13 protein-coding genes are annotated in these 12613 nt (G+C 42.6%); 5 read left to right on the forward strand and 8 right to left on the reverse strand.

The annotated features are described in order from the left end of the window. Positions 1-630 precede the first annotated feature (630 nt). From WKR92_RS07735 to WKR92_RS07755, 5 genes are all read right to left on the reverse strand, one after another. The gene (locus tag WKR92_RS07735) at positions 631-1341 is read right to left on the reverse strand and encodes a hypothetical protein (RefSeq protein WP_375557251.1); all 711 of its coding nucleotides are present in this window, start codon (positions 1339-1341) and stop codon (positions 631-633) included. A gap of 18 nt (positions 1342-1359) precedes the next feature. Then, the gene (locus WKR92_RS07740; protein WP_375557252.1) at positions 1360-1839 is read right to left on the reverse strand and encodes a hypothetical protein; all 480 of its coding nucleotides are present in this window, start codon (positions 1837-1839) and stop codon (positions 1360-1362) included. Positions 1840-1870: 31 nt separating this feature from the next. Next, complete coding sequence (locus WKR92_RS07745; protein ID WP_375557253.1) at positions 1871-2098, reverse strand: hypothetical protein; 228 nt, start codon at positions 2096-2098, stop codon at positions 1871-1873. Continuing rightward, positions 2037-2585 carry a hypothetical protein gene (locus WKR92_RS07750; RefSeq protein ID WP_375557254.1) on the reverse strand — a complete coding sequence of 183 codons (549 nt, stop codon included), beginning with the start codon at positions 2583-2585 and terminating at the stop codon, positions 2037-2039. Before WKR92_RS07750 ends, WKR92_RS07745 begins: the two co-directional genes overlap by 62 nt. Before the next feature lie 515 nt (positions 2586-3100). Continuing rightward, positions 3101-3391: a hypothetical protein gene (locus WKR92_RS07755; protein ID WP_375557255.1), complete on the reverse strand. Its 291-nt coding sequence runs from the start codon at positions 3389-3391 to the stop codon at positions 3101-3103. 161 nt (positions 3392-3552) lie between these two features. Here WKR92_RS07755 and WKR92_RS07760 point away from each other — a divergent pair, with 161 nt between their 5' ends. Further along, positions 3553-4251, forward strand: a complete 699-nt coding sequence (locus WKR92_RS07760; protein ID WP_375557256.1) for a UDP-galactopyranose mutase — start codon at positions 3553-3555, stop codon at positions 4249-4251. Between the two features lie 209 nt (positions 4252-4460). Here WKR92_RS07760 and WKR92_RS07765 read toward each other — a convergent pair whose 3' ends face one another. Next, a complete protein-coding gene (locus WKR92_RS07765; RefSeq protein ID WP_375557257.1) occupies positions 4461-5801 on the reverse strand; it encodes a peptidylprolyl isomerase in 1341 nt (446 codons plus the stop codon). Continuing rightward, the gene (locus tag WKR92_RS07770) at positions 5798-6664 is read right to left on the reverse strand and encodes a hypothetical protein (protein ID WP_375557258.1); all 867 of its coding nucleotides are present in this window, start codon (positions 6662-6664) and stop codon (positions 5798-5800) included. The genes WKR92_RS07765 and WKR92_RS07770 overlap by 4 nt, the downstream gene beginning before the upstream one ends. A gap of 137 nt (positions 6665-6801) precedes the next feature. Here WKR92_RS07770 and WKR92_RS07775 point away from each other — a divergent pair, with 137 nt between their 5' ends. Continuing rightward, complete coding sequence (locus WKR92_RS07775; RefSeq protein WP_375557259.1) at positions 6802-7443, forward strand: hypothetical protein; 642 nt, start codon at positions 6802-6804, stop codon at positions 7441-7443. Continuing rightward, entirely contained in the window at positions 7443-8018 is a 576-nt protein-coding gene (locus WKR92_RS07780; protein ID WP_375557260.1) for a non-canonical purine NTP diphosphatase, read from the forward strand. Before WKR92_RS07775 ends, WKR92_RS07780 begins: the two co-directional genes overlap by 1 nt. Before the next feature lie 175 nt (positions 8019-8193). On the opposite strand, the gene WKR92_RS07785 is transcribed toward WKR92_RS07780, so the two are convergent. Then, positions 8194-10671, reverse strand: a complete 2478-nt coding sequence (locus tag WKR92_RS07785; protein WP_375557261.1) for an OstA-like protein — start codon at positions 10669-10671, stop codon at positions 8194-8196. 109 nt (positions 10672-10780) lie between these two features. Here WKR92_RS07785 and tilS point away from each other — a divergent pair, with 109 nt between their 5' ends. Both tilS and WKR92_RS07795 read left to right on the forward strand, forming a co-directional pair. Continuing rightward, positions 10781-12124, forward strand: a complete 1344-nt coding sequence (tilS, locus tag WKR92_RS07790) for a tRNA lysidine(34) synthetase TilS (RefSeq protein WP_375557262.1) — start codon at positions 10781-10783, stop codon at positions 12122-12124. Beyond that, positions 12117-12611, forward strand: a complete 495-nt coding sequence (locus WKR92_RS07795) for a hypothetical protein (RefSeq protein WP_375557263.1) — start codon at positions 12117-12119, stop codon at positions 12609-12611. The genes tilS and WKR92_RS07795 overlap by 8 nt, the downstream gene beginning before the upstream one ends. Positions 12612-12613 lie beyond the last annotated feature (2 nt).

The following is a 12613-nucleotide window of genomic DNA, read 5'->3' on the forward strand; positions in this document are numbered from 1 at the left end:
TTAGTCGATATCCTGACCACTTCATCGGGCAGTGCACCGAGGGTTAATAGCTTGTCGACCTTTGTCGACTGAATCTCCTCGCTCAACAGTCTATGCTTTTTGAAAAACGGTAAATAATGAACTTATCATTAAAAATAATCTTAATGTAGAGGGACTTTTTGTAAACTTCGGTTAGAATTTCCTCGCTTCCCTACTTTATAAGGTTAATAATAATTAGATTCCGTCATAATAGCAGTTTATCTAATACAATATAAAGAATCAACGCTAATGGCAGAAAGAAAAAGACAAAAAGCAAATAAACGAGGTAACAGTACCTCGTGTAACTATGCAATTTATTAAAGTCACTTAACTTTTTGGAATCCGCTACGTATTTATATTTACTGTTTGAATAATAAGAAAATATGCTAATCGCAACTAGCGCAAGTGCTCCGAATAACATATACCCTAAGGCAACGTTTACAAAAAATTGAATGAAATAGACGAAAGCAAAAACCACAACACTGGTAGTTACCTCGATCACTCTATACCCCCAAAGCGATCTAGCGTACTTTCCCCAAATTTTCGTTTGGACGTACATCGAAGCTCCTTCAATATTATAATAAAAGCTATGGATCCAGCTAAGCATTTATTCTACCAATGTTTATTAATCAGATTTCGAATTTTCTGTTCCACAATTTCGTCATAGCCCGCCATGTCATATACCGTTGCCAAGAAACCACCAGCAAAAGGAATCGCTCCTATTGTACCACCAACGACTTGATCTGTAACAAATGTAACAAATTCATCCCTCGTTATCTGGCCATCTTGAAGCGCTTCATATAGTGAAATAGAAATATCTAATGCCGTTCCAATACCGCCCGAATAACGAGAAATACTTTTCAGTACATTTTTAGCCTCTTCTGCAAAGTCACTTATCTTAGCTATATCGTACGCCATGTCCATTGTTCCGTGAAACGAGTTTACAGTAAGATCTGTTGCTTGGAGCAATTTTGTATACTTATCCTCCAATGTCAAACTTCCATATCCGCCATACCCGCCAGATCCCCCATCATCACCGCCCATACCTGGCAGATAGTTATCATCGCCTGGGTCATATGGTGGAACCCACCCCGGAGGGAAAATACTCCCGCCGCCACTATCGTAGTCGTCGTAACCTCCGTAGATCTCTACGGGATCTAATTCTATCGGGTTGTCCGGTCCGCCATAACCACCGTAGTTTCCGTAGTCGCCATCTCCGCCATCCGGGGTGCCGTACCCGCCCTTAATACCCTTTAGGTAATCAATTTCCAGGACTTCAAGCTCGCGGCTCAGTTCATCCAAGTTTAATTTTAGTCTTTTCATTTTTTTATTGGTTAATAACTAAAGAATTTTTACATCGAAATGCGATGTTAAATGTTTTTTTAACCTATTATATCTCCGTATATATAATTTAGATATCATGAACCGCTTTTTGCCAGTCGATATTCTGATGACCTCGTTGGGCAGTGCACCGAGGGAAAATAACTTGTCGACTTTGATCGCCTGAATCTCATCTCGCGATAGTATGTGCTTCTTGAAAAAGCGGTAGATAATGATCTCATCGTTCGAAACGATCTTAATATAGAGGAACTTCTTGTAAACTTCCTCAATCAATCCCATGATAATAAACAGGACAAATACAGCGGTGGTGAATAGAGGGTCTATATTGTTAGAACCGTTCTCAAATAAGTTAATGGACGTATCAAGCCATCCAAAGTGGTAATACAGGTTACGGGTAAAAACGGCCACACATCCTAAGATTAATACGATAGGCAAGATGGCAGTCAGACCCGGATAAAATTTCAATCGCTCAGTTCTCATTATGCTTTTTAACCCGAAGTTTTACAAAAAATTAATTTTTTGCTTTTATAATTGCTATTCCCACGCTTATACCTGCCCCAACAACACCCCAAGGTCCAGGGACAAAAGCTAAACCTCCCGCCAATGTTCCTGCGAGCGATAACCAATCGTCTCCCGTGATTTCACCGTCACTAAATGCCACAATAGTTTGCAGTCCATCAAACACAACTCCAGCCGCACAAATCCTTCCTAAACCAGTTTTGGATGCGAGATCTTCCAAAATCGTTATTCTCTCCTCCAGTCGCCGTGATTAATGCATTGATTGCGGAGTGGTTTAGCTCTTGAATTCCATTTGCTAATCCCATAGCGTTCATAACATCACTCATCTGACCAACGGGATCGGAATTAAAAAAGTCTTGCACATCTTGCATGAAATCGGGATCATATCCGTTATAACCCCCATATCCCCCATCATCACCGCCCATACCTGGCAGATAGTTATCATCACCGGGGTCATATGGTGGAACCCATCCCGGAGGGAAAACACTCCCGCCGCCACTACCATAGTCGTCGTAACCTCCGTAGATCTCTACGGGATCTAATTCTATCGGGTTGTCGGGTGTGCCATACCCGCCATAAAAAGTGCCATAGTCATCATCTCCGCCGTCCGGGGTGCCGTACCCGCCCTTAATACCCTTTAGGTAATCAATTTCCAGAACCTCGAGCTCGCGGCTCAGTTCATCTAAGTTTAGTTTGAGTTTTTTCATTAGTTTTTTTAATTGTTATTGATCACAACAACGCCGGACCATAGATGGAAGCATTGAGGCAAAATCAGCGCCATCAAACTTAAAGCTTTTAGCATTCATGGAACTAAATAATACCATTGGCGAAAAGAGCGACGATAAAAAAGAATATTGGCCCGCTCATGAAAAACCAAATCCAGTACTTTATTTTGATCTTCTTGTTGGTCTCAAAGTGAAATCGATCAGATTTTCCATCAATTTTTGAAATCTTAAGATGGTGGTATAGTAAATAGTATGTAAGCATCGCTGGTAAAATGATAAAAAGAATACCATAAGCAACCTTGTTTAGTGAACCTATAAGATACACCGCATCAAACAACATCAAGATTACGGTTAGAATACTAAATGAAGTCAAGAATAAACTCAGAAAGAATTGAAAAAACGCACTGCACCATGCAGGGCTTTTTATTCGACCGCTGTCAGTGTCCCTCTTGTGGTATTCGAACATGAAAAAGTAATAGCGATAAAAATATTTCATTTTACTGATTTCTAGTTTGATATGCTTCATAAATTGTACTTGCAAACAAGACAGTTCCCAATCCAATTGCAACCGCACCGTTTAATCCAGGAATCAAGAGAGCAACACCCGCGGCGACTTGGGCGTAGTCCAGCCAATCCCCATTTCCAGTCGCAATCTCAGCCACATCAAACCCTACTCCAACTACACCGAAACCCCGACTCGCCCAAGTGAACCCTCCCACCGACTCCAGCTTCGCTATCGTTGCTAATACATCAGCGTGAGAAGCAGCAACACCCATTGAAGTCAACATCAGCAATTTAAGGAAAACTGGTATAAAATCGAACACGAATCCAAAAAAGGAGTATTATTGGCTCTTGAGCCACACCCGAAGAAGCAAGAAACAAAATAGCGGAACAAACCTCAGCGATTAAAATAGATAAACCAACTAATTTAGAAGAGCAAGCGATCAAGATGGTCGGCCCAGAGGTTTATGAAAAATTCATTAAACATTATACCGAGAAGCAATGGGGCAGAAAAGCTACAGAGCTGCCTACATCGATTATTAAAAGACTGCCTATTCGGTTCATGTTTAACAACAATTATTTCAATGACCGATACCAAGGAATACCTATAGGGGGTTATAATGTTATTATCGATAAATTAATCAAAACTAGTGAGGTACGCCTCGATACGTGCTACTTCGACAACCGAGACTATTTTGATCGTATCGCACGAAAAATTGTCTTTACTGGAAAGATAGATGAGTTTTTCAATTTTAAGTTCGGTGACCTTGAATATCGAAGCCTGAAATTTGAAACTGAGATATATCCGGTGGAGAATTATCAAGGCAATGCGGTTATTAATTTCACAGACAGAGAAACGCCATTCACTCGGGTATACGAACATAAACATTTCGATTTTGGTGATCAACCTCATACGGTCGTAACGAAAGAATACCCGATCATCTCTTCTAGAAAATCAGATCCGTTCTATCCAGTTAATGACACCAAAAACATGAATAATTACAAAAAATATCAACAGTTAGCTTATAGACAATCTAACGTAATTTTTGGAGGTCGTTTAGGAACTTATCGTTATTATGATATGCACCAAGTCATTGCATCGGCATTAAAAACAGTAAAAAACGAAGTAGAGACGCTAGCAACTTGATGATTATTTCAATATTGCAGTTGCTTAATACATATAACCCATGCTAAAACTCAAGCATATTCGGTCTGAACTTGTTTTACTTGATGATGGATATAGGACGCACCTATCCCGCATTAGTCCCGCATTTTGGGCTAAAAATGCGGGACTAATGCGGACAGTTTGCTACTTGATCTTATCCTGAAGTAATCCATGTTATAAGCAAGAGAGCACTATTTCCAAACATCAAGTACGTCGCAACTTTGGTAGTCTTCGTCAATTCTGATATAGGATGATTTCCTTCTTTCCTCAAACCAGTCGGCTACAATCCCGTTCATTTTTTCATCAAGAGCTGCTTCTTTAATTTTTGCATAATCCTGTTGCAAGCTTGCCTGGTGTGGCGCAGTTCGTGATTTTAGGTAGACAAGTCGATACGCATCTTTCCCATCCGGACCGGTAAATTTACTTGCTCTGGAATACTCACCCGGTTCGAGCGTGTCAATAGCCGTAAATATTCCAGCATCAAGTTGCTCCACAGGGATATAGGTGGTTCTCGTATTCACGTTTTCTGCGTTCAAGATCATTCCACCATTGTATTTGGTTTCCTTGTTATCAGAATAAATAGCCGCGGCAGTGTAAAAGTCTAGGTTGCCGGCTGTGATCTCGTTGTAAACACTATCGGCTAAATTTTGCGCTCTGTCCAAACTGGCTGGGGTCGGCACCATAGAAATCAAGATATGGCGGACTTTAACCTGTTCCCCACGACGCTCAATCACCTGTAAAAAATGATAGCCAAATTCGGTTTCAAATACTTTGGATATTTCGCCAGCTTTTAGACGGAACGCTACGGCAGAAAATTCTTTCACAAATGTGCTACGGTCAGCAAATGGCATTTCTCCACCTTCAGATGCTGAACCTGGATCCTGTGAATAGATCCTCGCCATGGTTCCAAAATCTTTACCGCCCAGAACTTCTTGTCGAATAGATTCTGCTCTATCGTAGAAGGGTTTCTTTTCCTCGTCAGTTAATTTGGGCTGGAAAACGATTTCGCCTACTTCAACTTCGGTTCCGAAGTTAGGCAGACTGTCAGTCGGGATGCTTTCAAAATAGGTTCTTACTTCGTTGGGTGTTACATCAATGCCTTCGGTAATTTTTTGTTGCATCCGGTTGGCAACCATCATTTCACGAACCGTTGCGCGCATCTTCTCGCGGTACTGAAGAAGGGACATGCCTAAAAATTGCTCCAGTCTTTCTTGGCCGCCAGCCTGATTAGACATGTAGCGGAGACGTCGGTTGATATTGTCATCTACTTCATCTTCGGTTACTTCTATTGAGTCAATTACCGCCTGTTGCGCTAATAGCTTTTGGGTCAGTAATTGATGCAGTATAACGCATTTTACCGAACTGTCGTCTGGATTACCTTGGGCTAAATATTGAGAATATTGATCTTCAACTTCCGATTTTAATATGATATTATTACCGACCACGGATACAACTTTGTCAATTTCTTGAGCTATTGCTGAATACCCGAAGGCAAGAAAGATGAATACCAGTACGCTTAAAGACTTCTTCATTGGTTATATATTTCTATTTTATTGTTATTTCTAGCATTTTCTAATATCTCTTTTTCTTCACGGTTGATTAAGTCAATTTTTCTCCAGTTCAGAATCAGATTACGAATATTTGTACGCTCAATATCCAAGGGCGAACGACTGTCCTTGAATTTTGAATTACGCAAAATTATCAGATATATTTTATTGTTCTCATTTATTTGAAAGATATGTCCGTAATTACGGTAATTATTTTCATCAATCTGCTTAATGGGCACTTTTTTCGCAATTTCTTCTAGATAATACCAAGATGTGTCGCTTAGAGAATAGTTGGTCGAATAGTTTTGACTGTATTGCCGCAATAGATTTCGCGACTCAAGCTCGTCCGATGCGAACCATTTTTTCACCCGATCCAGTTCCGGGGCGTCTGATCCTAACTCGATGAAAGACACTTTGAAGATCGGACGTTTTAAAATAAAGGTATCTTCATTTTCGGCATAATAATTAGCAATCTCTTCTTCCGTAACAACCGTGTCTAACCGTTCTTTGATCAAGGCTTGTTCTAGTTCATAAATAATCAATGAATTGCGGTATTCATCGATCTGCTTTTCAATTTGTTTGACATCAATTTTGATGTTGGTCTGTGCATGATGAAGCAAGGCTTTTTGGCGTTGCCACTGCTCGATATAAGCATTCACCATATTAGCACTATCTGCTTCTGAAATATCGGGATTAATGATGCCGTCTAAATCACTTTGATATAAATAGGATTCATAAGCCCTAGCAATTGGCGCGGGTGAACCCTTGTCCCTGCAAGCGCTCAGTAGCAGCGTGATGATAACCACTGCGCCGCTGATTCCAACGATGAATTGTGTATGATGTCCCAAATTGCCCTTTTACCCTTTCCTTTTGTATAAAAAAGAAGAACCGCTAAGTTAATTATTTCTAGTATAATAGGATTCATTTTAACGATTTTTAACAAACATCGCCTCTACATTCGACCGGGATTAGCTAACTTTGAAAAATGAGTTTGTTGAATACGAAAAATCCACACGCTATCCAATCACTGATGACGGAGACCGTCTTTGATATCGGTTTTACGGAGCCGATGGAACCTGATGAGTCTTTGCCGGTGGATAATGCTGAGATCTCGAATTCAGACTCTGCTATCCAACAGCATGAGGTAAAAGCCTTGAATCAGGCCGATCTTGATCAAAATGCGGTAGCGAACGATCAGAAAGAACCGAAATCGGTACCCCACCTAGATGATCCGGTACCACATCTTAAGCTATATGGTGATAATAATCGGAATATCTTATTTATTGTTGACACTCCGGGTGAGCAGTTTTTCTCGAGAGCGGCCGAATTGGCCTTTCTGAAGACGCTCGCCGCCATGAAGCTAGCTTTGGACGACGTTGCGGTAATCAACCTTGCCTCTTTCGATCAGCAAATTGAATTTGATTTTATCCAGAAGGAATTAGCTCCTTCTTATTGGGTTTTTCTGGGCGCGAATCCGTCAACTATTCACTTGGGTGAATATCCGGAGAACATCTGGTCGAAAAAGGACGACTCACAGATCCTTAGAACTTACAGCTTCGATGAAATGCTAACGGATATAAATAAGAAGAAGTCTTTTTGGAATGCTGTAAAATTAATTGATCGATAATGAAAGAACTTGTATTTGCGACGAATAACGAACATAAACTGCAGGAGGTCCAAGCGATTCTGGGCGATAGGGTTCAGTTGAAGAGTTTGGCTGAAATCGGCTGTGAAGTGGACATCCCGGAGACTGGCTCAACGTTCGAAGAAAATGCGGGGCTGAAGAGCAAGTACATTGTGGGTCATTACCGTGTCGATTGCTTTGCAGATGATTCGGGTCTTGAGGTTGATGCGCTCAATGGAGAACCGGGTGTTTATTCGGCAAGATATTCCGGTTCACGCGAGATGGAAAAAAACATTGCGTTTCTACTTGAACAAATGGAGGGAAAATCGAACAGACAGGCTCGCTTTAAAACCGTTATTTCGCTAATCATTGATGGACAAGAACACCTTTTCGAAGGAACGATAGCAGGTGAGATCTTGCATGCAAAAACTGGAAAGGGAGGCTTTGGCTACGATCCTATCTTTAAACCCAACGGTTACTCAAAATCGTTCGCCGAAATGGCGGCGGATGAAAAAAACGCCATCAGCCACCGCGCGTTGGCGGTCGCCAAACTAACGGACTTTCTCATCAAATTATAGTTTACTACCTAAGTAGGCTGATATCTTTTGGTCGACTTCTTACTAACTTGCTTTACATTCTTGAGCGGTGCTTGCCGAAGCCTTTGCTAATAAATCCCAATATTCGGCCGAGTATGCGGGTGCACTGCGGGACGAATTGAGAACTGATTGGTAACTGAGTAGACCAAGCCCTTTATCATTCTTCGCTTTGCTCTTCACTTTCAAGAAGTATATTCATCTGTTCCTCAGCTTCTTCCATTTTTTCTTCAGTGTCTGCGGTAGGTTGGGCAGGATTCTCAAGCTCCTCATCGTTATCGGGACTAGGTTTTCTATCGACCGCACCGGTAGGGATGATTTCTTCCTTAGATTTTGGCCTGAGCTCTGGTTTCCAGATAAAGCCTTCCAGGATTTCCAGGTCTCGAGGGATCATGCCAATCGGATGATAGACATTTTCGACCTTGCGAATGGATGTGACGGTCGACATCTGTTGGTTTTCGAAGTTGACTTTGATGCGACTGCTCAGGCTTCGCAGCATACCTGTTCGTACACTATCCTCTACCGTATAATAGATGCTTTCTGCATTGCCGTCGACGTAGATTCGGTCGAGCTCGCCGTTTTCGAAATAGCCGGTAATCTTGCGACCTTTAATTTGGTTGAATTTCGTGGAATCCAGCTCGGTATTGACAATGAAGGCGTTTCGATCGAACAGCACATTCTCCATTTGTTGGTCTTTCAGAAGCATATAAATGCTGTCGGCGCTTATTTGTGAGCCTTGCGACCAGATCATCGGATCCCCATAGGTTCTGATGATGGAATCAGCATAACTGTAGAACGCAGAGTCGGCAATAGCTTGTAGATCGGATTTAAAGATCTTAACATTATGGAAGGCGAGGACAATACGCGTTTCCGCTGTATCCGATTGCAGCGAGTCGGGTCTGCCACTTAAGGCTCTTTGCGTGGCATCATTGAGGATGCTGTCGGCTGTGGTCTGCGTGGGGATATTGAGGCTGCTATCTTGCGCGACCAGCGAGTCAATCTTAACGGCGCTACTGTCTATCCGTGTGAGACTATCGGTCAATATCGAATCCGTACTTTGTTCGGTCAGACTGTCCGTGATATTTTTTTCGATGTTATTTTCTGCGTTTTTCAGGCTATCAGCCGCTGCTTTCTCCAAACGCTTAGCTTCCCTCTTGGCTTCTTTTTCTTTTTGTCTTTCTAATTTTCGGAGGGCTCTGCGCTCTTTGCGACTTAACTCTTTCTCAACGACGGGTGTGTCAATTGATGTTGTATCAATACTTACTGCTTTCTTCAGAGAATCGCTTGTGATCGAGTCAGGAACCGAAAGTGAGCGGACGAGTGAATCTGTTTTCAGTGAGTCGCTGACAATGCGATTCGAATCTCCCGGCATCAGTTGCGCTGTAGAATCACGGCCGACTACCCTTGCGGTAGAATCGGGTAGCCCTGGAGCGCCACCGTCGGGCTCCCTGCGGATGATGGAGCTTCCTTCGTCGTAATTACCCTGTTCGAACTCTTCCACGTCCTCCTCCAAGGTGTCGTCTTCCTTGCCGAGCTTTAGATTAAGTGGTATAAAGTCTTTTAGAGGGATAACCTGGGAGATCAAGGTATCCGCCGTCATATAGGTAGAATCGGTTTTGTTGCTCTCGGGAAGATCAATGCTGCCGTTAGTCTGCGCTTCCAAGCTATCTGGCGGGTTTGCCAAACTATCACCGTCAGCTTGGACAAGCTGATTGTCAGCAGTCGAAACAATCAGTGTGTCACTGGCAGCACCTGTCGTGTCGCGATTGGCCGAGTCTTTTGTTGCAAACACAATATAGGCATTTTGTGTCATGAGCGTTGTTTGGGTCGCTTTTTCATAGGTGCCTAACTGGCTATACATCACAATTTGCTGTGCGGTGTCGATAAATACCACATTCTTGATTGCGCGACCGTTGCCCGTTATTCCATCGTAATAGAGACTGTCGCCGCGGAAAAACTTGCTTCCTTCCGTGTACAAGTTGTTTTTCCCAAAGCGAGCTTGTTCGCTTTCTGTATTATAATCGCCGTTCTCCGTATATAGATTACCGTTGTCGCTTTGAATATTGGTTGGGCCGTAAAAGTAGGTCATCTTCGATCCCGTATTATAGCGCATGGTGTCAGTGAGGATGACCGCCCCTTTTGAATGAACAACGACATCCTCGCGGAAATAGGCATCGCGACTGTTTTCGAAGTAAAACCCTTTGTCGCTGGTGAGCGTATCGGTACCGTTAATGATCGTCCCCCCCCCATAATAGGAGCCGATTTTGGTTCGTAAGTTATACGTTAGGTAATTTGTAGTCAGCGTTGCTTGTTGGTCGACCATCCGGACATTGCCGGTTAACAACGCCTGTTGGGTACTTTCTGTATAGTGTAATTTATCGGCGTAGACGACCGTCCCATTAGGTTGCGTGATAACCACGTGTCCATAAGCGTCGAAATAATTGTCGCCTTCATTGAAATCAGAGCTATCGGCAGCAAGCGTGCTGCCTTCATGCGCAAAAACCGGCCTGTACCAGCGAAAAGAGCCGCGACTCTGATCGTACGTCACCTTGATGTTGGAGACAACCGTAATCGTCTCCTGCGCCCATAAAATGCTCGGGAAGACGATAAGGAACAGAAATAGGACGATTTTTTTCACAGCCTCAAAAATACGGTTTTGCTTGATATCAAATTGGATAATCTGTTAAATTACTTGAATTAGGTCTGCACAAATGTTTTGCCAAAGATAAAATTCCATAACTTTGACTATGCGCTTTGTAGACAAATTTATGGCCTTTATTGCTGACAATCATCTTTTTGAAGAGGAGCAGCGCGTCATCTTGGCCGTTAGTGGTGGTAAAGATTCTGTTTTGATGGCGGATCTTTTCGCGGAAGCGCGATTCAACTTTGCTATTGCTCATTGTAATTTCCGTCTGCGTGGAAAAGACTCCGATCAGGATGAAGAATTTGTCAGGAACTTAGCTCAGCATTATAAGGTGCCTTTTTATTCGGTTCAGTTTGCTACGGAAACGTATGCGTATGAGAACCATATCTCTATCCAGATGGCTGCACGAGATCTCCGTTACGATTGGTTGGAGTCGCTTCGGCAAAAAGAAGCTTATGATTACGTCGCGGTAGCTCATCATCAGACGGATTCAGTAGAAACTGTTTTGCTGAATCTATTGCGCGGAACGGGTGTGGCAGGTTTGGTAGGTATTGCGCCAAAACGTGATTTTATTGTTCGTCCGCTTTTGGCGTTTAGCGGTCGGGAGGTCAAGGACGAACTTGTTAAGCGGCGTTTAGAATATCGTGAAGATATTAGCAATGCTAGCACAAAGTATAAGCGAAATAAGATCCGACTTGATGTACTGCCTCATCTTCGGGAGCTAAATCAGGATCTCGAGAAAGTATTTGATAACAATGGTAAACGCTTTTCACAGCTTAATCGTTTGCTAACGAAGATGGTCGATGAATTTCGTGCCGACAATTTTCAGGAGCAGAAGGATGGACGAATTGAGGTTAGCTTGGATGCTCTGAAAAAATTGGACCCGGTCGATTTATGGATCTACGAACTGTTTCATCCCTATGGCTTTAGTGAAATGGTGCTGGGCGACCTGATCTCTTCTTGGGATCATGGGTCTGGGAAACGTTTTCTGTCAGCGGAATACCAGCTGTTACTTGATCGTGGGCGACTTATTATGAGTTCTATTGAGCCTTGTCAAGATGTTCGGAGTAGAATAGTGGTCGATGAACTGCCATTTGAGTTTACTTGGTATGGCGAACAGTATGTCATTCGAACGGGAGAGAAAGACGGGGTTGAGTTGACCGAGTTTCCGGTGATGATTGACGCGGTCGCCTTAAGCATGCCACTATTTATTCGTTCTTGGCAGCAAGGAGATAAATTTCAGCCGCTGGGGATGCGCGGGAAGAAAAAGGTGAGCGATCTTCTCATAGAACAAAAGGTTCCCTTGACTAAAAAAGCGGAGGTGCCCTTGTTGGTTGATTCGAATGATAATATTCTAGCAGTCTGGCCATGGCGTATTAACGACCAAGTCAAGATTACGCCAAAAACTAAAAAAGTTCTTATCTTCGAAAAACTAAAAAATGGATAAGCCACTGTATATAGAAAAGCAGTTCCTTGGTCGCGACCGGGGTTGGTTAAGTGTACGTTTGCTATTAGCACTTTTCTGTTTTGTAGCTTATTACTTGAATATCGAACGGGAGGAAAACAGTCGACTTTTCCTGGTAGCCGGAGCTATCATTGTCTTTGTTTCTATCGTCATGATGTATATGCTCCATTACCAGATTGTGGTGGTTAATCACAGTGTTAAATTGAGCGGGTTGTGGACGACAAGGCTGGTGAAAATCGATTTAAATAGCATTGTCAGTGTTGAGCGGAAACCCTATAGTACCTTCCTGATTAATAATCCAGTCTATAATCTCCATCAGAAAGGTAAGATTCGTTTTTACGCGGGAGGCAAAGACGCTGTCTGGTTAACTGATCATGAAGGCTTGGTTTATATAATTGGTAGTCAGCGATCTAACGAGCTTGTTTCTGCAATAAAAAAGATGATGGCGACTAATAAACCGAGAGAGTGACG

The sequence above is a fragment of the Albibacterium profundi genome, from assembly GCF_042159835.1.
GTDB lineage: Bacteria > Bacteroidota > Bacteroidia > Sphingobacteriales > Sphingobacteriaceae > Albibacterium > Albibacterium profundi.

Excerpts from the sequence above, each read along its gene's own strand:
- WKR92_RS07735 (WP_375557251.1), bottom strand. The coding sequence starts at position 1,341 with ATGAAAAGACTAAAATTAAACTTGGATGAACTGAGCCGCGAGCTTGAA.
- WKR92_RS07740 (WP_375557252.1), bottom strand. The coding sequence starts at position 1,839 with ATGAGAACTGAGCGATTGAAATTTTATCCGGGTCTGACTGCCATCTTG.
- WKR92_RS07750 (WP_375557254.1), bottom strand. The coding sequence starts at position 2,585 with ATGAAAAAACTCAAACTAAACTTAGATGAACTGAGCCGCGAGCTCGAG.
- WKR92_RS07755 (WP_375557255.1), bottom strand. The coding sequence starts at position 3,391 with ATGTTGACTTCAATGGGTGTTGCTGCTTCTCACGCTGATGTATTAGCA.
- WKR92_RS07760 (WP_375557256.1), top strand. The coding sequence starts at position 3,553 with ATGGTCGGCCCAGAGGTTTATGAAAAATTCATTAAACATTATACCGAG.
- WKR92_RS07765 (WP_375557257.1), bottom strand. The coding sequence starts at position 5,801 with ATGAAGAAGTCTTTAAGCGTACTGGTATTCATCTTTCTTGCCTTCGGG.
- WKR92_RS07775 (WP_375557259.1), top strand. The coding sequence starts at position 6,802 with ATGAGTTTGTTGAATACGAAAAATCCACACGCTATCCAATCACTGATG.
- WKR92_RS07780 (WP_375557260.1), top strand. The coding sequence starts at position 7,443 with ATGAAAGAACTTGTATTTGCGACGAATAACGAACATAAACTGCAGGAG.
- tilS (WP_375557262.1), top strand. The coding sequence starts at position 10,781 with ATGCGCTTTGTAGACAAATTTATGGCCTTTATTGCTGACAATCATCTT.
- WKR92_RS07795 (WP_375557263.1), top strand. The coding sequence starts at position 12,117 with ATGGATAAGCCACTGTATATAGAAAAGCAGTTCCTTGGTCGCGACCGG.